General features: G+C 61.8%; 17 protein-coding genes and 1 riboswitch. Of the genes, 2 read left to right on the top strand and 15 right to left on the bottom strand.

Going from position 1 to position 21919, the window contains the following annotated elements; genetic code table 11:
* Positions 1-3: 3 nt before the first annotated feature.
* From HJB82_RS12400 to epmA, 9 genes are all read right to left on the bottom strand, one after another.
* Positions 4-3315, bottom strand: coding sequence for an oligosaccharide flippase family protein (locus tag HJB82_RS12400; RefSeq protein WP_207582203.1), 3312 nt, complete (start codon positions 3313-3315; stop codon positions 4-6).
* Positions 3316-3507: 192 nt separating this feature from the next.
* Positions 3508-4686, bottom strand: a complete 1179-nt coding sequence (locus tag HJB82_RS12395; protein WP_221140104.1) for a glycosyltransferase family 4 protein — start codon at positions 4684-4686, stop codon at positions 3508-3510.
* A 43-nt stretch (positions 4687-4729) separates the two neighbouring features.
* The gene (locus HJB82_RS12390; RefSeq protein WP_221140102.1) at positions 4730-7210 is read right to left on the bottom strand and encodes a glycoside hydrolase family 2 protein; all 2481 of its coding nucleotides are present in this window, start codon (positions 7208-7210) and stop codon (positions 4730-4732) included.
* Positions 7211-7226: 16 nt separating this feature from the next.
* Complete coding sequence (locus HJB82_RS12385) at positions 7227-8207, bottom strand: DUF1839 family protein (protein ID WP_207584402.1); 981 nt, start codon at positions 8205-8207, stop codon at positions 7227-7229.
* Positions 8198-9106, bottom strand: a complete 909-nt coding sequence (locus HJB82_RS12380) for an amino acid--[acyl-carrier-protein] ligase (RefSeq protein ID WP_207582206.1) — start codon at positions 9104-9106, stop codon at positions 8198-8200. Before HJB82_RS12380 ends, HJB82_RS12385 begins: the two co-directional genes overlap by 10 nt.
* 5 nt (positions 9107-9111) lie before the next feature.
* Positions 9112-10293 (bottom strand): acyl-CoA dehydrogenase family protein, encoded by a 1182-nt coding sequence (locus HJB82_RS12375; RefSeq protein ID WP_221140100.1) that lies wholly within the window; start codon positions 10291-10293, stop codon positions 9112-9114.
* Positions 10293-10544: an acyl carrier protein gene (locus tag HJB82_RS12370; RefSeq protein WP_209880691.1), complete on the bottom strand. Its 252-nt coding sequence runs from the start codon at positions 10542-10544 to the stop codon at positions 10293-10295. Before HJB82_RS12370 ends, HJB82_RS12375 begins: the two co-directional genes overlap by 1 nt.
* Positions 10545-10806: 262 nt before the next feature.
* The gene (locus HJB82_RS12365) at positions 10807-11859 is read right to left on the bottom strand and encodes a lysine-2,3-aminomutase-like protein (RefSeq protein WP_207582208.1); all 1053 of its coding nucleotides are present in this window, start codon (positions 11857-11859) and stop codon (positions 10807-10809) included.
* Positions 11856-12917, bottom strand: a complete 1062-nt coding sequence (gene epmA, locus HJB82_RS12360) for an EF-P lysine aminoacylase EpmA (protein ID WP_221140098.1) — start codon at positions 12915-12917, stop codon at positions 11856-11858. The genes HJB82_RS12365 and epmA overlap by 4 nt, the downstream gene beginning before the upstream one ends.
* Positions 12918-13065: 148 nt before the next feature.
* Between epmA and efp the strand changes: the two genes are divergently transcribed.
* Positions 13066-13635, top strand: coding sequence for an elongation factor P (gene efp / locus HJB82_RS12355; RefSeq protein WP_207582210.1), 570 nt, complete (start codon positions 13066-13068; stop codon positions 13633-13635).
* 70 nt (positions 13636-13705) lie between these two features.
* Here efp and HJB82_RS12350 read toward each other — a convergent pair whose 3' ends face one another.
* From HJB82_RS12350 to metA, 6 genes are all read right to left on the bottom strand, one after another.
* Positions 13706-14434, bottom strand: coding sequence for an SIS domain-containing protein (locus HJB82_RS12350; protein WP_207582211.1), 729 nt, complete (start codon positions 14432-14434; stop codon positions 13706-13708).
* A gap of 16 nt (positions 14435-14450) precedes the next feature.
* Positions 14451-15602 (bottom strand): N-acetylglucosamine-6-phosphate deacetylase, encoded by a 1152-nt coding sequence (gene nagA, locus HJB82_RS12345; RefSeq protein WP_207582212.1) that lies wholly within the window; start codon positions 15600-15602, stop codon positions 14451-14453.
* Positions 15602-16633, bottom strand: a complete 1032-nt coding sequence (locus HJB82_RS12340; protein WP_207582213.1) for an SIS domain-containing protein — start codon at positions 16631-16633, stop codon at positions 15602-15604. Before HJB82_RS12340 ends, nagA begins: the two co-directional genes overlap by 1 nt.
* Positions 16630-17403, bottom strand: coding sequence for a GntR family transcriptional regulator (locus HJB82_RS12335; RefSeq protein WP_207582214.1), 774 nt, complete (start codon positions 17401-17403; stop codon positions 16630-16632). The genes HJB82_RS12340 and HJB82_RS12335 overlap by 4 nt, the downstream gene beginning before the upstream one ends.
* Positions 17404-17652: 249 nt before the next feature.
* Positions 17653-18675 carry an aldose epimerase family protein gene (locus HJB82_RS12330; RefSeq protein ID WP_221140097.1) on the bottom strand — a complete coding sequence of 341 codons (1023 nt, stop codon included), beginning with the start codon at positions 18673-18675 and terminating at the stop codon, positions 17653-17655.
* Positions 18676-18837: 162 nt separating this feature from the next.
* Complete coding sequence (gene metA / locus HJB82_RS12325) at positions 18838-19761, bottom strand: homoserine O-succinyltransferase (protein WP_207582216.1); 924 nt, start codon at positions 19759-19761, stop codon at positions 18838-18840.
* Between the two features lie 50 nt (positions 19762-19811).
* Positions 19812-19889: riboswitch (SAM riboswitch) on the bottom strand.
* A gap of 154 nt (positions 19890-20043) precedes the next feature.
* On the opposite strand from metA, the gene HJB82_RS12320 reads away from it, so the two are divergent.
* A complete protein-coding gene (locus HJB82_RS12320) occupies positions 20044-21906 on the top strand; it encodes an ABC transporter ATP-binding protein/permease (protein WP_207582217.1) in 1863 nt (620 codons plus the stop codon).
* Positions 21907-21919: the final 13 nt, after the last annotated feature.

The following is a 21919-nucleotide window of genomic DNA, read 5'->3' as shown; positions in this document are numbered from 1 at the left end:
CCGTCACGCTCTTGCGAGACGAATGATCTCGTCCAGCACGAATTTGCGCGACTGCGGCGGCGTCAGGTTGTGGTCGGCATCCGGCAGCATCAGCAGCCGGACGTTCGGATAGCGGGAAAGCCTTGCGCCGCGCGGCCCGAAATGGAAATAGACATGATCGAGCCCAACATCGCCTTCGCTGTAAATCAGCGTCAGCGGCACCTTGCGTTTGCCGAACAGCGCGAAGGAATGCCTGACCTCGCGGGCGATATGGCGTCGGTCGGGAAGCAGCTCGAGCAGCGGCGCGATCCACGGCGACAACCGGCGGCCGGCGGCGATGACGACATTCTGCAGCGCCGAAACCACATCCACTTGGCCGCGCAGCAGCCGCTTCAGCGTATCGAGCCGCGCCAGGCGCTGGCCGTAGTCATCCAGGCTGCGGGGAACGGAAACGACATGCTCTTTGCGCACCGGGATCTTCGGATCCCAGTAGTAGACGAAGGGATTGATCGACACGACGGCCTTCAAACGCTCATCGGCGACCCCTGCGCGGAAGGCGAGATAACCGCCACTGCATCGGCCGGCGACCATGACCGGACCGGTGACGATGCTTTCGAGCAGATCGAGCGAGGCGACCGCGTCCGCGGTCTGCGTATCGGAGTAAAGCACCTGTTCCGGTGCATCCGGCCGCGGCGGGCTGTCGCCGACATTAGCGGAATCGAAGCGCAGCGAAACGACGCCTTGCCGCGCGAGCTCGCGGGCCATATCAACCGTCGTCCGTCCCCAGCCGGCATGCCGGTCATAGGCCGTCGACAGGAACAGCACGGCATTGCCCTTGATCTCGCCCAGCGGCCGGCTGACGACGCCGACCAGGTGATCATGGCTTCCGAAACGCACCGGCATTTCCGTAAAGCCGTCACCTGCAAGCGGCGGGTTCTCGATCGCTGCCGATGAATGGGCTGCGGACGTCTCCGTCGTCCTTGCCTCCAGCCACGTCGTCAACAGCGCGATGACATCAATCGGCGTCTTGGCAAACAGCGGATTGGTGGCGAGCTCGTCATAGCCCTCGAAAGCCCTCTGCTCGACATCGGCGCCAAGCGCCCTCAGCGCATCGGCAAAGCCGGTATCCTCGGCCTTCGCAGGACGTTCGAGGATCAGATAGCGCGGGGCTGCAAGCCCCTGCGGTGAAGCGATGCTGAGCTTGCCGAGCTCGGCAGCGATCTCCTCGGGCATGACCAACCCGGCGATCTGCACCTTTGCCGTCTGGACGTGCTCCTTGCCGAGGCCGAGATCGGCATCGATAATCCTGGACCACATGTTGAGTTCACGCAGATAGGCCCGGCCGCTCAGCACCGGGGCCAGCATGACCAGGCTGTCGACACCGTCGATCGAGGAGCCGATGCGCTGGGAAAGTGTTGCCCCAAGGCCCTGGGCGATGAGGATGACGCGGTCGCAGCCGCTCAGCGACTTCAGCTTGACGGCGGCCGCACGGATCGAATTTTCCCAGGTCTCCAGCCTTGCCGGCAGCGCGCCGAAATCGAGCGCATCGCCGGTGCCGCGATAGTCGAAGCGCAGGCTCGGTACGCCGATATCGGAAAAATGCTCGGCCGCAACGCGGAAGAATTTGCGGCTGCACATCTCCTCGAAACCCCACGGGCTGACAAAGAGCACGGCCGCCGAACGTTTCTTCACTAGAGGATTCTCGGGCATGAACAGCCCGACCGTGCCGTCGAACACGACAGGCAGGGCAGCGCTGCGTCCGGCACCCGCAGCCGGATCGAGCGAGAATTCGCCGGGCGCGACCTTGGCACGATCGGGATCGCCGGGAAGCCGCGGTGCAATGAAATTGATTGCGTGCCCCACAGGCCGGCGCAACAGCGACGGCATCTTGTCGAGAATGGAGCGCATGACGTCGACATCCTCGCCCGGCACGGCGCGCAGCACGCGGAGCGCCGCGAAATAGCAGACTGTACCGGCGACGATTGCAGCGACCAGTCCGACCGGGCCATGGAGGAATTCCAGCACGGAAATCGCCGCGCAAGCGCAGAGCACGGAGGCGAGCGTCACCTTCGTCAGGCTTGCGTAGAGACCCGAAAGCTGGGATCCGAATCCTGTCTGTCTGATCATCATCACCGACATCGCAACGAAAACGAGGATGCGCACGAGTGCGGCACCCTCGGCTGCAAGCCTAGGTACGATCAGTAAACAACCCGCTACCATGAGAAGGCCACCTATCACACTGATGTTCAGGCGGGAGCGGGCCCGGTCCATCGACAACAGATAGAGGCTGAGGATCTGCATGAAGGTATAGGCGGGCGCGACGAGCGCCAGCAGCGCCACCACCGTGCCGCTGCGGCGGAACGCCTCGCCGAACACCACAAGCACCAGCTCGCTAGAGATCGCTGCCAGCCCGAGGCTCATCGGCAACACGATATAGGCCATGCTGCGGGTAACGGCTGCGAAGACCTCGACCGGCAAGGTCGAATCGTCGCTGTTGTGACGCCGCTCGGAATAATAGGGCAGCAGGCTGCCGGTCATCTGGATCGGCAGTTGAAGGGCGATATTGGCGATCGACAGTCCGACGGCGTAGTAGCCGACCATCTCCACCGACCAGAACTGCTGCAGGAAGAGCAGTTCGAGCCGATTGAGGAAGATGGAATCGATGATGAACTGGATCGACAGGATAACGGAGGAGGAAGCGAGAGATTTCAGCGAAACCCCGCACCAGTCACGCCGCGAAAGAAGGATCGGCAGCGTAGCGAAAAACAGCACGAGCTGGCCGAGCGCATAACCGACGAGAACACCCTCGACGCCATAGAAAACGGCGCCGACGGCAACACCGGCGAGCTGCACAATCGAGACTGCGACCGTCAGCCGGAAGAAGGCACCAAGCTTTTTTTCGCCAATCAGGTAAAATTTGACGAAGGATCCGATCGCCTGGACGAAGAACAGCACGCCGGTAACCAGGGCGACGGACGGCGCGGTATCGGCCCAGTGCATCTCCTCGGAGGTCAGGAAAAACAGAGCGTAGAGCGCCAGCAGCACGACGGTCGAGAACATCATGAAGCTGACGAGGATGGCGGCAAAACCGCGCCGGCGGCGCGCGTCGTATCCTTCCGCAGAAAGTTGCGGTAGGGTCTTCAACAGCGTGATGCTGGAGCCGAGTTCGGCGATCGAGGCGCCCGTGACCACCAGCCAGAGCGAGAAGGCGACGATGCCGTTGGCTTCCGGTCCGAGCAGCCGCGCCGTTATGATCGATGAAATGAAGCCCGTCAGCAAGAGCAACATGCCTGCCGCCGCATTCATCATCGAATTTGCGATAATACCCTTCGACATCTGTCCATCCGCCAGGATCGGCCTAAAACGCGTCGCGATCTTTCAGATTCGCTCCTCGCGCTTTGGGCCTTTGTTTTTACGCATGCCGTTATCGCAAAACCGCTGCATACCTTTGCGCGACATGCTCTAAAGCCGGATACCCGCCACCTCTAATGCAAAAATGTTAAAATAAAGCTGAGTGGCGACCTCACCTTAGCTTGCCTGCATCGCCGATAGCTTCTGAAGCGCTTTCTCATAGCTGTTCTCAGCGAGGTAGCGCAGCAGGAAGGCCCGCGCCTTTTCAGCCTTCTCTCTCGCAAGCTCGGGCGCGCGGAAGATATCCCCGAGGCGCGCGGCCGCGGCTTCCGGAGAAGGATCTGCCCAGATCGCGCCCTCGAGCCCGGCAAAGTCCGGATGGGTATCGACGACCGGAATGAGGGGAGAGTCGACCAGCCATGTATTGTCCGGATCGCAGAAATCCGCCGTGCCCGACCAGGCGGTTGAGATAACCGGCGTGCGCTGCATGATCGCCTCGGCAACCGTCAGCCCGAACCCCTCGGAACGATGCAGCGAAAGATAGGCGTCGGAAGAGCGGATGAGGCCGTTGATCTCGGCGTTCGACAGCCTGTCAGTGACGATTCTGATCCGGGCGTCACCCGCGACCGAAGCGACCAGTGCGCGCAGGCCTTTGTCCTTGTTCACATCGCCGCTGGCCTTCATCAACAGGAAAGCGCTTGGGGCCTCGGCGGCGAATATCCTGAAGGCTTCGATCACCGCCTGCGGATTTTTCCGGTTGATCGAGGAGCCGGCGCTGAAAATGAAGCTGACGAGAAAGGCGGCCTTCTCGATGCCGAACTTCTCCCGCATGCCTTCCGTTGCCGGCGCCGCGGTGACGGGATGCGGAACGACGATAACGGGTGCCTTGGTGAGCGGCGCAATCGCCCGCCGGGTGAATTCCGACGGCACGAAGACGGCATTCATATAGTGCATAGCGTTGCGCCACTCGGCCGGCACGACTTCGAGCTCCCAGGCGAAATACCCGATATTGAAGGCGCGGGTGAAATTCGCAACGCCCTTCTTCAGAATGGCGCGCGGCAGCATCGGCGGATTGAGATGCCAGATACGGCTTCCCGGCGCCTCGATCGAGAGAGGCGACGGTGTCCATCCGGCGAAGGACTCTTCGTCGGGATGCGTGCTGACGTCGGAAAGCGAAATCGCCCTTCCCGCCTCCGACAGAGCGCCGGCGCAAAGCCTTGCCGATTCGCCGACGCCGACAGCCATCGAGAGATAGCCGACGATTTCCACCGGCTTGCGCGGATTGAAGGCAAGCCGCGATCGCGGGATCAGCCGCTGCAGCACATGGGCACGCAAAAAGCGGTATGTAGTTCTCAAATCGCGGTCTTTCTCAATGGATCGGCATCGTTTTTCGCGAGATTCAGCCCGAGAGGGCGACACGATGCGAACTTCCCAGACTTCTAATCTCGCCTGCAGGCGCGATATCGCTTTCGGTGCCGGGCAGCGCCGAGAGCGTCACGCGCCGCATCGCACCGGGGGCGAGGTGGAACCAGTCGTCGTAGGCCCGGTAGCCTTCGACGTCGATATGCACCGATTGCGCCAGCCGGTCGGTCCTCAGATCGACGAACCAGTCGTCGCCGTCCCTGCCGAGTGATGCTTCGATGCCGGCATCATGCAACGCCTTCCCCCGTCCGCACGGGAAGTGGAAGCTTTCCGCGAGGATGGCGCCATCTGCCAGCGAACGCAGGCGCGCAACACTCGCATCATGCGACGGCGGCCCGAAACGGAAGGCATAGGTCGTATCGAAAAAGGCGCCGAACAGCGCGGTGCAGGCAATACGCTCCGTGTCCCTTGCGGCCAGCTTGAAAGCCCTGCTACCGCTGAGCACCTGCTGTTTTCCGTCCCGCAGGCAGATGACTTCGAGTTCCACATCGAGAGCGGCATCCGTCTCGTTGATGATGTGCACGTCGAGACCGTTGGTTCCCTCGTCGGTGAAAACCACCTGAACCGGCCGGAATGCACGGCGCATCGCATACCAGGCCGGCTTCGGCTCTCCGGTGGAATCGATCACCCCCCAGCCGGGACCGGGCAGCAGATCCTGCAACGTCCAGACGAGGGCGCCGTTACAGGAGGAGCCCTTGCGCCGCCATTCGGCAAAGGTCTCTTCGATCACTTCGCCGGTGACGGCGCGGGAGAGATCGAGATAATGCCCCGGATCTTCGCGGCGCAGCTGGGCCGGATCGAAGCCGTAGAGAAGCTGCAGATAGAAATCGCGAACATCCTCGAAATCCCAAGATGCGCTGCGGTCGCGTGGCACACGCGCCTTCCAGAGCGGGCTGTGCACAGCCGGCACATCGAGATGCCGTTGCAGCGTCCTTTGCTGCGGCACATGCGCGAAGGCGAGGCTCTCGGAGGCAAAACGCACGTTGGCGCGACGCGCGTCGGCAATCGGCAGCATATAGGCGCCGACGCCGTAATAATGGGCAATACCGGCATTGGGCGAAAACGGCATCGCTCCACCATGGGGCGAGTTCGGGACATAGGGCACGTCGGGACGCATGCGCGTAGCGATGGCCGGGATGATCTCATCTGTGACCGGCCCGCTCCAGAATTCCATGGGCAGACCCAGCATCGCCGCCTGCTGGTGGATTTCGCTGCCGCCGCAGAGCACTGCGAGGGAAGGCGACGCCTGGACGCCGTGCAGGAATTCCTCGACCTCGGCATGCACATGGCCGAGAAAAGCCTTGTCGTTGCGCGGATAGTCGAAATTGGCGAACATGAAATCCTGCCACACCAGCAGGCCGAGCTCGTCGCAGAGCGTAAAGAAATCGGGCGTCTCGTAGACCATGGTGCCGCCGATGCGGATCATGTTCATGCCGGCGCCAGCGGCAAGCCGCAGGAACGGCTCATAATCCGCCCGCCCGCCCGGCAGACGCGCGATATCGGCTGTCGTCCAGACCGCGCCGCGGCAGAAGATGCGTTCGCCGTTGACGGTGAGCGCGAAGTCGTCGCCGTCTTCGCCGTGGTCAACGTCGATCCGCCGGAAGCCGGTCCTGCCCAGCGGATATTCAACGCCGTCGGAAATCAGCGTCAGCTCGTAGAGGCGCGGAGCGCCATGCGTATGCGGCCACCAGGGCTCGATGTCGGAAAGCTTGAGGATAGCCGAGTAATGATTGTCGCCGATCTTCTCGAAGGGCTGCTCCATCCCGCCGCAGTGCAGCAGCATCGCGGGATGCTCGGCATTGCTATGCAGGGAAACGCTGAGGCGGCCGACGCCGCTTTCCTCCAACACCGCGCGGATGGAGACATTGTCGATCGAGACGGGATTGCGCCGCACCATCGAAATCGGCCGCCATGGCCCGACGGCATGGATATCGGGGCACCAACCCGGCATATGACCGAGCAGCGTCGTGCGGAAATTCTTCAGCCCCGCCGGCGTGATCATCTGCGGCCGCCAGCGTGCGCGCAGGCCCGGCTCCGACAGCCGGGGGCCGAGCGCCCGGAAGCATAGCGCCAGTTCGTCGCCGCCCGAAAGCGTCACCGGAATCTCGTGCGCCGTGAACATGCTCTCGGAAAACAGGATTTCTTGGCCGTTCAGGAAGACATGGCAAAGCGTCGCGAGCCCTGCAAAACGCAGGATTGCCTCGCCGGGCTCGGCATCGAAGAGTCGGCAGAGATACCAGGCGTCCCTGGTGTTCAACGGTTCGGGATTTTCCCGATCGAACAGCCCGGCCTTTTCCAGCGCTGCGGCGACGGTTCCGGGAACGGGCGCTGGGATGAGCCGCGCGGAGAGCGGGATATCGTGCGGCACGGCGCAGGCGCCCGGCTCCGTCAGGATCAGGTTCCAGCCTTCGGAAAGCAGACTTTCCTCGGCACCGATGCTTGCCAAACGCCCCCGCATGGTCAGATCTCCGGCCTCAGATTCGCCCCGCAAGCGACGCCATCATGGAATCCCATGCATCGGCAGCCGGATCAAGGGCTGCCTGCAGCGGTTCGAACTTCCGGCGAGCGATGGCACGGGCAAGCTGGAACTGCACGGATTTCGCCGTATCCGAAATGCGCCGGGCATGCTCGGCGGCCGCGGCGAATTCATCAGCAGAAAGCCAGACCAGATAATCGGCCGCCAGCTCGAAATTGGCGCCCACCTGGCGAAGCGTATTGAAGGCATATTTGTGGAAGAAGCCGAACGGCCGCTCCGCCACCGCTTCGACCTGCTGCGGAAAAACGCTTGCAAATGCACGGATCGGATTTTCGCTGGGACGCCTGTTGAAATGAACGCCGGCAAGCCGCCGGGCGGTCGCGCGCAGATACTTTTCATCAGCGGGCTTTTCCGGGAACCGGGCAAATTCCGCATAGGGCAGGAACGGCGGCTCATTCTCCGTCAGCTGCAGCTGGAACAGCCCGTTGAAATCCTCGCCTTCGAGGCGGAAATAGCCGGCATTGTGGAAATAATCGACACGCTTGGCGGCAACATCCAGCCGGTTGATGGCCACCGTCGTCTTGCCGTGCTCCAACAGGTAGGCGGTCCCGCGCGTATCCGGCATGTAGAAGGAATCCATCTCGATCAGGCAGAGACGGCCCCGCGCGATCTGAACTTCGACATGGCGTTCGACGCGGTCGTAAATGGCAAGCTCGGTCGCGCGAATGCCGTAGAGCGCTTCGAGATCTTCGAGCGGCACCTTGAAGAAGGTGAACTGGTCGCCCTCGAAATCCTGCGTCAGGGTGAAACCGAGCATCGCCTCGGGCGCAACGCCTGAGGTCGCCAGCACCTCGATCCAGAGATCGACATAGCAATTGGTTTCCGGCCAGGTACGCTCGCCGGAATGCAGCGCGTGCTGACGATAGGTCTCCGGGTCGATTCCCGAAAATACCGATGTCATCGACCGGCTCAACCCCACAGCGCTTTCCGTACGCTGGCCGGCCATTCCTTCACATCGAGCCCGTGATGATGGAAGAGAGCCAGCGCGATGCGCTCCAGTCCGAAGCCGACGCAGGCGGTGTGGGCGACACTGCCGTCTTCAAGATTGAGACCCCATTTCGTCCCGAAGGCATCCTGATGGTAGTTGAAGCTCATGCAGGCGGTCGGATTGGCGGTCGAGGTGATCGGGATCAGCAGTTCGAATTTCAGGTTCTGGTCGCGCTGGTTGTTGGCGAGCATCTTGCCGGCGCGGCCGAAGAACGGATCGTTGGCGATATCGATCGTCACCTCGAGGCCGACGGCCTTCATCATCTCGACACCGCGATCCATCCAGCGCTGGCGGAAATCGGTAACGTGCTCTTCGGTGCCCATGCAGACATATTCGCGCATGCGAAACAGCTGCTGGCGGGCCGGATCCTTCGACGGTTCGTGGCGGAAGCAATAGGATTGCAGGTCGAAGAGGCCGCCCGTCTTCGGCAGGTTGCCGCGCTTGGCGATCGTTGGATAGAGTGGATAACAGGCGGCCGGCGTCAACACGATGTCGGTCGCCTCCTGCCCCTTGGTCCAGTCCTCGCCGACCTCCATGCATTGCAGCAGACTGACATGATCCAGTTCGCTGCCGCAGAAGCTGTGCACCGTGCCGGCGAGCTGCGGAAAACTCTTCATGTAGCCGCTCGTCTCGAAGAAGGCGCGGTTCATGCCGGGCGGAAAGCGCATGGCCTCCGCGCCGTCGGCGCCGCCGAACGTGTCGATTAGGCGCTCGAAGGCAGCGATCACCTCTTCGAACTGGCCGCTGCGGCCATAGAGCCCATCGATGCCGGTATCGATCAGCAGCCCGGCTTCGAAAAGCCGGTCCAGAAACGAGGTCTGCATATCCATGACTGTCACCCCAGTAGGCTAGTGTCCTGCTTATGGACAAGAAGCATGCTCGACGTATTGCCGAGGATGCGGTCGTTCGAAATCATCAGCTGTGCGGAGTGCGCGTCGCGCAGATGGCGTCCAAGGCTGAAGGGCGTGCCATTCTTGTAGCCCATGATGCCGCAGATCAGCATGGCGTGGTTGACGATCTCCAGGATCGTCTCGGACGAGGCGATCTTGACGTTGTTCATCGCCACCGCAAATCCCATCGAAGACAGCCGGTCGACATCGACCTTGGCATCCTCATAGGCCTTGAGGCCGGCAACCACATTGGATTTCACCATCTGCAGCAGGTTCGAAACCTCGGCCAGGCGCAGCGCGCCCGGCGGCTGCGCATCCGGCGCCTTGCGGGCGGCAGCGCGCACGAAAGCCTGGGCGCGGACGACGGCGTCGACCGCGATGCCGTACCAGACGCCGCTCCACAACAGATGCGAGGAGGCGAGCATGGATTGCGCGGCGATCTCCGCGAAAGGCTTCGGCAGGATCTGATGCGCCGACGCTTGCCCCTTGAAGAGGAATCCGTCGGAGCAGGTGCCGCGCATGCCGAGCGTATTCCAGACATGCGTTTTCTCGAGCGTGTACTGGTCCTTGAGGAAGGCCGTCAGCACCTGATCGGAGGAAGCCGCCTGCGCATGGGCACGCGAGGTGATGAGAATGGCGTCGGCATGTGAACCGTAGGAAATGACGGTCGCATCCTTTTCGAGGCGGCAGGTGTCACCATCGACCTCGACCGCGCAAATGCTGTTGCGAAGGTTTCCGCCGATACCACCTTCGGTTGTGGCCGATGCGATCAGCAACTGCTCGGCGGCAATGCGGCGCATGAAGCCGCGGTGCCATTCACTGTCGGCGCCGTGTTCAACGAGACTCGACAGCTTGATGTGATGCATGGCGAAGACCATGGCGCTTGCCGCACAGGCTTGGCCGAGCATCGAGCACAATTCGGCGATCTCGGTGATCGAGGCGGATTCGCCGCCGAATTGGCGCGGCACCTGGATGCCGAGCAGCCTTTCGGCCTTCATCGCATCCACGGCTTCGCTAGGGAAGCGGGCTTCGACGTCGACCGCATCGGCGTGTTTCGCTGCGATTTCGGCGACGCGTGCGACCCGAGCGACAAGACCGTCCTGCATGATCTTGACGGGGAAGTTCATCAGGCGACCTTCCGGCTGTCCCGGATGAGATCGACGGTCCTGGCGATGGCAGAGATGCTCGCGAAGGATTTGCGATTCAGGAGATTGTCGGGAAATTCGATGTCGAACGCCTCTTCGATGCCAAGCATCAGCTGCACCGAAGCAAAGGATGTCAGACCGGCCGCATAAAGGTCGGCATCGTCGGCGACCTGGTCGATCGACGCAGGAAGTTTGCCGTATTTGGCTACGAGGTCGCGGATTGTCTTATGCATCCCATCACTCCAAGATTCTCATGATCCCGAACCGGCGTTCATCGCCTTGTCATGAGCGTTCTTTTAGTGCGGAAAACAGAAAATTCCGCTAATTTATTGGGTTAAATATGATTAGCGCTCACAGTTAGAATTTTAGCGACCATTTCCATGCAAGCGGCAATAATAGTTTTATATCAGTCGTTTAAACTCGTTTCGAGCGCGACGGACGCCGCAGTTTGGAGCGCAGCGAGTACAGAAATGACACGAAAAGCACCCGTTTGCGTCAATCCGCGGGCGGATAGGAATGTTCGCCGCCGCGATAATCCGAGACGGAATAACACCCGTCACCGCTAGCCCGGATGGCGCTTCCACTGACAACGGCCTTGCCGTGACCACCCGGTATATCGAGGATGTAGGCCGGCTGGCAGAGACCGGAAATCTGCCCTCGCAACGCGGCGACGATCCTCTGCCCCTCCTCGATCGTCACTCTGAAATGTCCGGTGCCGGGCGCCAGATCAGGATGATGCAGGTAATAGGGTTTGACGCGGATTTCGACGAAGGCCTTCATCAGTGCCGCAAGCACGTCGGGATCGTCGTTGACGCCCTTGAGCAGCACCGACTGGCTGACCATGGCGATGCCGGCATCGACGAGGCGGGCGCAGGCAGCACGCGCTTCCGCCGTCAGTTCTCTGACATGGTTGGCATGCAGCGCCACATAGACCGTCTTGCCGCTCGCCTTCAGCGCGGCGATCATCGCCGCATCGATCTTCCCGGGATCGACAACAGGAACGCGGGTGTGGAATCGCACGATCTTCACATGGGCGATCCCGGCAAGTGCCTGCATGATATCATGGAGGCGGCGCGGAGAAAGCACCAGCGGATCGCCACCGGTGAGGATGACCTCCCAGATCTCCTCGTGACCTCTGATGTAGTCGAAAGCTGCCTGCATCGCCGCCGCATCGAGCGTGCCGAGGCCCTGCGGCCCGACCATTTCGCGCCGGAAGCAGAAGCGGCAATAAACCGGGCAGACATGCACGGCCTTGAGCAACACACGATCGGGATAGCGGTGAACGATGCCTTCGACGGGGCTATGGGCATGATCGCCGATCGGATCGGCGCGTTCTTCTCGGGCGATCGTGAGTTCGGCTATGTCAGGCACGAATTGCCGTGCGATCGGATCATCAGGATCGGTGAGGTCGATGAGCTCGCTGATCACAGGTGTCAGCGCGATCGCGTAACGCGCCGCAACCTGCTCGAGCGTTGCGCGATCGGCGGGCGCGACCAGCCCTGCCATCACCAGATCGTCGACGCTTTTGAGCGGTTTGACGGCATTCATCTTCCGTACTCCGCAACCGGCGCCCAGAGCACCTGATCGATGCGCGATGCTCCCGTCGCCAGCATCACCAGCCGGTCGAAGCCGAGCGCGATGCCGCTTGCCTCACGCATCAGCGAAACTGCGGCAAGGAAGTCCTCGTCAATCGGATAGGTTTCGTCGTAGACACGCGCCTTCTCGGCCATTTCGATCTCGAACCGCCGGCGCTGTTCGGCAGCATTGGTGAGCTCGCCGAAGCCGTTCGCAAGCTCGACGCCGCAGGCGTAGAGTTCGAACCGCTCGGCAACCCTGGGATCGCGTGGCGAGGGACGCGCAAGTGCAGCCTCCGAGATCGGATATTCGTCGAGGATGGTGATGCGGCCGAAGCCGAGATGCGGCTCGATCTTTTCGACCAGCACCCGGCTGAACAGATCGGCCCAGCCATCGTCATCGGCAACACGCATGCCGGCGCGCTTCATCTCTGCCGCCAGATGATCGCGATCGGTCGCCCCGTCGGCGGCGACCGAGGCGAGAAGATCGATGCCGGCATGACGCTCGAATGCTTCGGCAACGCCAATCCGCTCCGGACCGGCGAAGGGATCGCTTTCGCCACCGCGATAGGCAAGTTTTTCAGTCTTTACCGTTTCGGCCGCGAGCGCCAGGATCCGCACACAATCCATCATCAGGCTCTCGTAGCTTTCGCCGGCCCGATACCATTCAAGCATGGTGAATTCAGGATGGTGCAGCGGCCCGCGCTCGCGATTGCGATAGACATGGGCAAAACACGAGATGCGCTCCTCACCCGCCGCAAGCAACTTCTTGCAGGCGAATTCCGGCGAGGTGTGCAGATAGAATGGCGCCTTTTGCCCGTCCGTCGTCAGTGCTTCGGTGGCGAAGGCATGCAGATGCGCCTCGTTGCCCGGGGAGATCTGCAGCACCGCCGTATCCACCTCGATGAAATCCTCGCGCGCGAAAAACCCGCGCAACGCCGCCTGGATCGCATTGCGCCCGATCAGGAACGGACGGCGATCGGCGTGTACGGACGGGTTCCACCAGGGGGACACTTTCGCCGAAGAGTTCATTCCAAGCTTTCTTCGCCGGAGAAGCCGGTATGGGGATGGCTATTTCCCGGATTTTAGGTTAGTTGCGCCCCCAAAGAAAAATATTTGCGTCTTCGAGGCGTCTCGGCAGTTCTCTACGACGCCGAAAGCCGAGTTACAAGGAAGTCTTATGGTCAAGGTCATCGCCTCTTCGGTCCGCAAGGGCAACGTTCTCGACGTCGACGGCAAGCTTTACGTCGTTCTCACCGCTCAGAACTTTCATCCGGGCAAGGGTACGCCGGTCACCCAGGTCGACATGCGCCGCATCGTTGACGGCGTGAAGGTTGCTGAGCGTTGGCGCACCACCGAACAGGTCGAGCGCGCCTTCGTCGAGGACGTGTCCTTCCAGTACCTCTATCAAGACGGCGAAGGCTTCCACTTCATGAACCCGAGCAACTACGATCAGGTCGTGGTTGATGTCGACACTATGGGCGATCAGAAGGTCTATCTGCAGGAAGGCATGTCCTGCATCCTCTCGATCTATGAAGGCCTTCCGCTGGCACTCGAGCTGCCTCGCCACGTCACGCTTGAGATCACCGAGACGGAACCGGTCGTCAAGGGCCAGACGGCATCGTCCTCCTACAAGCCGGCCATCCTGTCGAACGGCGTGCGCGCCATGGTGCCGCCGCACATCAATGCCGGCACTCGCGTCGTCATCGCGACGGAAGACAATTCCTACGTCGAACGCGCCAAGGACTGATCCCTGGTTCATTCCATACAAAAGGCCGGTTCCGACCGGCCTTTTTTGTGTCCGCCGCCAACAATGCTGATCAGAGATGCGGGTTGCGCGGCCGGTATTTCTGGACAAGCTTCTGGTTGATCTCGGCTGCACCCGGCATGTTGGCGCTGAGATAAACCGGCGCATCGCCGGATTTCGAAAGCTCGGAGGCGACCTCGGCGAAGATCGCATTGATGACCGTCACCCCGACCGCCGTCGAGACCGGCCCGACCCGAAGCCCCGTGCCTTCGAGGTCGAGAACGGCGTCACCCGGTGGCAGCCCATTGTCGAGCACCACATCGGCCGCGTCGGCGAGCCGCCGGCGGCCATTGGCGATCGCTGAGGAATAGGCGATCGAAGTGATGGCAATCACCTTTGCGCCGATTTCTCGCGCGTAGTCGGCGGCTTCGATCGGCGCGGCATTGACGCCCGAATTGGAGGCGATGATGATGACATCGCCCGGCTGCATGCCGTAACGCTCCAACATGGGCCGAACCAGGCCCTGCGTGCGTTCATAGACCGAACTGATGACCGCACCCTCATGCAGCATCGCCGAGCCGACGAGCACCGGCACGGTGAAGGCGAGCCCGCCGGCACGATAGTGCACCTCTTCCGCCAGCATATGCGAATGGCCAGTGCCGAAGACATAGACGCGCTTGTCGCCGTGGGCAGCATCGAGGATAACCGCCGCCGCCTGCGCCATCGGCTCGGCAAGCGTCTGCTTCAATTCTTCCAGCCGGCCGATCAGGTTGGAGAAATAGGCATCCGTGATGTCAGTCATCCCACTTCTCCTTGAGTCAAGCCGCTTCGCCGCTGAGCCAGGTGGCGGTGACCGAGAGCGCATCGGTGAGATGCACGAGATCGGCGCGCGCGCCTGGTGCGAGATGGCCGCGATCGCCCAGTCTGAGAAAGCGGGCGGGATAAAGCGTTGCCATGCGCAAAGCCTCGGCCAGCGTCAGATCGAGATAGGTGACGCCGTAGCGAATCGTCGAGATCATGTCGACGTCGGAACCGGCCAGCGTGCCGTCGGATAGTACCAGCTTCGAGCAGAACCCGCCCCGTTCGCGCCGGACGGCGCGCCCGTTCAGCGTGAACGAATCCTTCTCCGACCCGACGAGCGACATCGCATCGGTGACGAAAAACAGTCTGCCTTCGCCGCGTTTGGCACGCAGCGCCGTGCGCAAAGCCTTCGGATCGACATGGTGACCATCGGCAATGACGCCGCACCAGATCGAGGGATGATCGATCGCCGCGCCGACGAGACCGGGGGTACGGTGTCCGAGCTGGCTCATGGCGTTGAAGAGGTGCGTGACGCCGCGCGCTCCGGCATCGAAACGTTGTTCCGCTGCCTCGCTCGAACAATCGGAATGACCGATACTGACGGTGACGCCGGCTTCGGCAAGCTCACGCACCTGGGCAACCGTCACCTGCTCGGCAGCCATGGTGACGAGCAGCGTGCCGATCGCCTCGCGTGCCCGGATGAAGGCCTTGACGTCTCGATCCTCGACCGGCCGCATCAGTTCGGCCAGATGCGCACCCTTGCGCGCAGGCGCCAGATGCGGGCCTTCGAGATGCAAGCCGGCGACGCCACGGTTCGCCTTCACCGCCTCCTTGGCGGCCTCGATTGCGGCAATGGATGCCTCGGACGTGTCGGTGATCAGCGTCGGCAAGAGCGATGTCGTGCCATAGGGCCGGTGTCCAGCAGCGATGATCTCCATCGAGGTGACGGAAGGCTCGTCGTTCAGCATCCGCCCGGCGCCGCCATTGACCTGCGCATCGATGAAGCCGGCCGACAGAACCCCGCCGGCAAGCGTCACCGTCTCGCCGTCCGGCAGATCGTTTCCAGCAGCGATCGCCTCGACGCGGCCGTCGGCAACGATGAGTGCTTTCTCGTCATGGAAGCGCTCGCCATCGAAGATGCGGGCGCCGATGAAGATCTTGCGGACCATCAGACCGTCTCCGTCACCTTGAGCAGGTTCGCCGGCTTGTCGGGATCGAAGCCCTTGCGGCGCGTCACCGACTCGATCAGCCGGTAATAGACGAGCAGCGACACCAGCGGATCGATAAGGCCATTGCCCGTCGTCGGCACGCGCAGATTGACCCCGGAAAGCGGCTGCGTGGAGAAACCGACGGTGGTGGCGCCGAGCTTCTGCAGGCGCTCCAGCGCTTGAACGTTGTTGACGAAGGCCGCATCGTCGGGCGCAAAGGCGATGATCGGAAAGCCCGGCTGCACCAGGCGCATCGGGCCGTGCATCAGTTCCGCCAGCGAGAAGGCCTCGGCATGCAGGCCGGAGGTTTCCTTGGCCTTCAGCGCCGCTTCGAGCCCGATTGCAAAGGCCGGGCCGCGGCCGGCCATATAGAGCGAGGTCGCATTGAAAAGCACCTCCTCGGCTGCCGCCGTGTCGATCCCGGCGGTTGCCGAAAGCGCCTCCGGCAGCCTGCCAAGCGCAGCCTGTAGGTCGGACGCGCCGCCGACCGCAACGGTCACGCCGGCAAGGGCGGCGACGGAAGCGATAAAGGATTTGGTCGCCGCGACGCTCTTTTCCGCGCCGGCATTAAGCCCGAGAACGATATCGGCTTGCTTGGCAAGCGGACTGTCGGCGACGTTGACAACGGCAATCGTCGTCGCCCCGCCCCTTTTGGCCGCATCCTGCAATGCGATGATGTCGGGGCTTGCACCCGACTGCGAGACGGTGAAATGCACACCCCCCTTCAGATGCAGCGCGGCACCGTAGACCGAAGCGATCGACGGGCCGACCGAGGCGACCGGGACGCCGCAGGTGATCTCGAAGAGGTATTTGAAGAAGGTGGCGGCATGGTCCGAGGAGCCACGCGCCGCCGTCGTTACCACGCTCGGGCGGGAGGACGAAAACAGCCGGGCGATCTCGGCAAAGGCCGGCTTTTCCTTTTCGAGAAGCGTGGCCACCACCTCTGGGGATTGGCCGGCTTCCTGCAGCATCAACGACTGGTTCTCATTCATAGGTCATCTCCGATTCTCAATTCGGCAACGAAATCATAGGCATCGCCGCGATAGTGCGAGCGGGTGTACTCAACGACGCGCTGGTCTTCCAGGCGCGAGACGCGTTCGATCAGCAGCGCCGGCGCGCCTGATTTGACGTTCAGGATCGCCGCTGAGGACGGATCGAGCGTAACGGCGGTCAGCCGCTGCAGCGCACGTACGGGCTTGTGACCGTTGGCCGCCAGCGCATCATAGAGCGACCCCTCGCCGCCGGGATCGCCGCCTAAGAATTTGATCGGCACCACGGCGCGTTCGATCGCAAGCGGCAGGCCGTCGGCGAGACGCAGCCGGTCAAGCCTCAACACCGGCTCGTCGCCGCCAAGGCCCAGCAGGAAGGATTCCTCCGGCGACGGCGTATTGACCGCCCGCGACAAGATCCGCGCGGCTGGCAGACGCCCACGCGAACGCATGTCGGCGGAGAAGGAGGAAAGCCGCCAGAGCGACTGCTCCATACGCTCCACTCTGCTCGATACGAAGGTACCGCTTCCGTGGCGCGATTCCAGTGCACCTGAAGCCATCAGATCGCGATAGGCGGTGCGCACGGTGACACGGCCGAGCTTCAAGGCCTCGGCAAGGTCGCGCTCCCCTGGCAGCGCCGTGCCAGGCTTCAGCAGGCCTTCCTGAATAAGGCCGGTCAGCGCCTGCGCCAGCCGCTTATAGAGCGGGCCGGACAACGCCTCGTCACGCAGGCCGCGGTTGTTCAGTTCCGCTATCAGACTGGTTCTATCCATAAGCACACAATAGAACCTATCTAGAACCAATCCACAAGGCGGAATCGCACCCGGCCAAGAAAAAACCTCCCCGGAGACCGGAGAGGTTCATAGCGCTGATGCATGTCGCCCAGAAGGGCGCAGCGGTTCCGGGATAACGACATGCATAAAAACAAAGGACTAAAGCGCGTCGCATGAATCAACTTTGATGCGACGCGCTTTAGAATTTGACAACCGTGCGTCCATAGAGCCGTGCGTCTGAAAAAGACGTCAGCTCTTGGTGAAGATATAGTCCGTCTCCTGGCGCAACACTTCGCCGGGGCGCAGCACCGCATTCGGGAAACCTTGGTGATTGACGGCATCCGGCCAGACCTGCGTCTCCAGGCAGAAGCCAGCAAACGGGCCGTACTTGCGCCCGCCGATGCCGGGAGCGCCGGTATCCAGTTTGAAACCGGCATAGAACTGCACGCCCGGCTCGGTGCTGCGCACTTCCAGCGACACACCGGAATACAGGCTGCGGGCAAGCGCGACGCTGCGCTTGGCGGTGCGCTCGCCGGACAGGCAAAAATTATGGTCGTACAAGGCCTGTTCGCTGCCGACGAAACGCTTCATCGGCGCCATCTCGCGGAAATCGAATTCCGTGCCCTCGACGGAACGGATCTCGCCGGTCGGCACCTGTTTCTCGTCGGTCGGCAGATAGTGGTCGGCAGCGATCATGATGTCGTGGCCAAGCGCATCTTCACGGCCGTCGAGATTGAAATAGGCGTGCTGGCAGACATTGGCGAGCGTCGGCTGGTCGCTGGTCGATTCATAGGTCACCGACAGTTCGCCGTTGCCGTGCACCCAGAAGGTTGCCTGGATGGTGCAATTGCCGGGATAGCCGGCGCGGCCATCGGGATCGACAATCTTCAGCACCACCCGGTCGACCTCATGCTCGACGACCGTCCAGTTGCGTTTGGCGATATTGTCGCTGCCGCCATGCAGATGGGTGACGCCATTTTCGTTCAGCTCGAGCTGGTAGTCCTTGCCGTCGAGCGTGAAGGCGCCGCCACCGACACGGTTGGCGCAGCGGCCCGGCGTCGCGCCAAAATAGGCCGAATGGAGCGGGTAGCTGTCAAAATCATCGAAACCGAGCTGCAGTGGGGCCTCATGCCCCTTAAGACGCAGATCCTGGATGACCGCGCCCCAGGTGATGATCTTGGCCGTCAGCCCGCCGCCATTGATCTCCACGCGATAGACGGTCTCGCCTGCCTTCGTCTGCCCGAAAACTTCCCGCTCCAACTTATCCGACATGATCGACCGTCCATTCTCATTCAAAGTTTTTCAGCGTTGTGCGTCACAAAGACCCACAACGCTTTCGGTTTCAGGAGCGGAACCTGCCCGCATTTGCTCCAAACCGCAACCGGTCGGATCAGAAGAAACGCCCCGGCATCGGCCGAGGCGCAGTCCGACGCTTCAGAGGTCCGTGCCGATCTCCTCCACATCAAAGGGGGTCGTCTGGTAGATCTCGTTGATCCAGTTGCCGAACAGGAGATGCGCATGGCTGCGCCAGCGGTTCTGCGGCGTCAGCGCCGGATCATTATGCGGGAAGTAGTTGTGCGGCATCTTGATCGGCACGCCGGCGTTGACGTCGCGGAAATACTCGTCGGAAAGCGATGTGGAATCATATTCGACATGATTGAACATGTAGAGCCGCCGCCCCCTCCTTTCGTGCACGAGGCAGACACCCATCTCGCCTGATTCCATCAGGATCTCCAGGCTTTCGGATGGCTCGATATCGGCACGGCGCACCTCGGTCCAACGCGACACCGGCACCTCGAAATTGTCGGAAAAGCCGTTGAGATAGATGGAGGACGGCTTCAGGTTCCGGTGGCGGTAGATGCCGAAGGCCTTTTCTTTCAACTCGTATTTCGGAACACCGTGGAAATGATAGATCGCCGCCATCGCGCCCCAGCAGACGTTCATCGTCGAATGCACGTTCGTTTCCGTCCAGTCGAGAATCTGCTGCATTTCCGGCCAATAGGTGACGTCTTCATAGGGCAAAAGCTCGATCGGCGCCCCGGTGATGATGAAACCGTCGAACTTGCGGTGCTTCACTTCCTCCCAGGTCTGGTAGAAGGCGAGCAGATGATCTTCGGACGTGTTCTTCGCCTTGTGGCCGCCGATGCGGATCAGCGACAGCTCGACCTGCAGTGGCGAGGCGCCGACGAGTCGGGCCATCTGTAGTTCGGTCTTGATCTTGTTCGGCATAAGGTTGAGCAGCCCGATCTGCAGCGGTCGGATATCCTGACGGATCGCCAACGTCTCGGTCATCACCCGCACACCCTCTTGAACCAGGGTTTCGAAGGCGGGCAGCGTATCGGGGATCTTGATGGGCATTGCGGTCACTCGATCAAAAAAACAAAAAACCGGCGGCGAAAAAAATCGCTACCGGTCCGCACGCGGCCCTTTAGCGACTTTTTTAACGTGGCTGCAAGCCGGCCGGCCAAATCACCACGGAGCTTTAATTAGCCCCAGTCGGACCGCGAATCAACTGCCGAATGCACGCAGGAGCGATGCATGCAAGCATCATCACAGTTTAATGACTGATAGAATCTGTTGATAGACCGGTAACGCCACCATGTTAATAATGGTAAGCATGGGCGATGTTGGAAAAGCGTAATGGCAGATAAGATCGAGGGGAGGCCGGGCATCCGAAGGCACGATAGGGTGGGGTATGATCTCAGCCTGACGAATCGCCTCGGGGTTATGTTCTCCGCATTCTGGAATTCGCAAGTGCGTGGCAAGGTGCTGTTTCTGGCGACCGTGCTGATCCTCGTCATCCTGTTGACGTCCTACGGCCAGGTCATCCTCAATCAGTGGAATGCTCCCTTCTACGACTCGCTGGAGCGCCGCGATCTCGGTGAATTCTTCCACCAGCTCGAAATCTTCGCGATGATCGCCGGCACGCTGCTGCTGCTCAACGTGCTGCAGGCATGGCTGAATCAGATGACCGCGCTCTATATGCGCGAGGGCCTGTCGCGCGACCTCGTCGATCAGTGGCTGAAGCGCAAGCGGGCGCTGCGGCTTGCTTCGAGCGGTCTGATCGGCGTCAATCCGGACCAGCGCCTGCATGAGGATTCCCGCAACCTCGCCGAAAGCACGACAGGGCTCGTTCTCGGCCTGCTGCAGTCGACCATTCTTCTGGTGAGCTTCATCGGCGTGCTCTGGGAGCTTTCCAGCGGCTTCATCTTCCACATCAGCGGCCACAGCTTCTCCATTCCCGGCTACATGGTCTGGGCGGCGATTTTCTACGCCGCCTCCGCCTCGGTGCTGAGCCAGGTCGTCGGCCGCAAACTGGTCAAGCTGAATGCCGACCGCTTCTCGAAGGAGGCCGAGCTTCGCTTCACGTTGATGCACGCCAACGAGAACATGCCGGCGATCACCGTCGCCCGCGGCGAGGAGAATGAGCGCCGGCGCATCAACACCGACATCAGCTCGGTACTGAGGGTCGTCAAGCGGCTCGCCATGGCCAATACCAACCTCACCTGGGTTTCGGCCGGCTACGGCTGGCTGGTGATCGTCATCCCGATCATCGTCGCCGCCCCCGCCTATTTCTCCGGCGGCCTCACCCTCGGCCAGCTGATGATGTCGGTCGGCGCCTTCAATCAGGTCAACACGGCGCTGCGCTGGTATGTCGCCAACTTTGGCCCGATCGCCGAATGGCGCGCGACACTGATGCGCGTCACCGATTTCCGCCAGGCGCTGCTCGACATGGAGGAGGAATTCGCCCAGAAGGACGGCATCGCCTATGAAAACACTGCGCCCGACACGCTGACGTTGAAGGATGTGGTGATCGTTGCCAAGATCGGTGAAGAGATCGACGAATGCGGCGGTTTCCGCCTGCGTGAAACCGATGTCGTGATCAAGGCCGGCGAAAAAATCATGATCAACGGCGATCACAGCGTCAACCGCAAGCTACTCTTCCAGGCGATGGCCGGCCTCTGGCCGTGCGGCAGCGGCACGATGGGCCTGCCGCCGATCGACGACATGCTGTTCGTCCCGCAGATCGCTTATGTTCCCGGCGGCACGCTGCGCGAGGCGCTGGCCTTTCCCGCAAGTCCTGATGCCTACGAGCGAGCCGCTGTCGAGACGGCCCTCGACAGAGCCGGCCTGCATTCGCTGATCGCAAGGCTCGATACCCGCGCCCGTTGGGACAAGCTGCTCGACAGCGATGAACAGAAGGCGATCGGCTTTGCCCGTCTGCTTCTTGTGCGCCCGCGCTGGATCATCTTCGACGAAGTGCTGGAAGGCATGGAGCCGGAATGGCAGGAGATGATGGCCAAACTGCTGACCTCCATGCCGGAAAGCGGCATGATTTACATCGGCCGCTCCGAGGCCTATCTCGAGGCGCTCAAGCCGCGCGTACTGCATCTGCAGGCGCTGCCGGCAAGATCTGAGGAACCGCAGCAGCAACAGCAAGTCGCTCAGACCGGCACCAGCGCCAGTACAGGCGCTGCCGCCATGCCCGCGCCGGCGCTGTAGAGCGCCGTGCGTC

This window comes from Rhizobium sp. NZLR10 (genome assembly GCF_019685125.1).
Lineage (GTDB): Bacteria > Pseudomonadota > Alphaproteobacteria > Rhizobiales > Rhizobiaceae > Rhizobium.
This window is presented reverse-complemented; position numbering and strand designations above follow the sequence as displayed.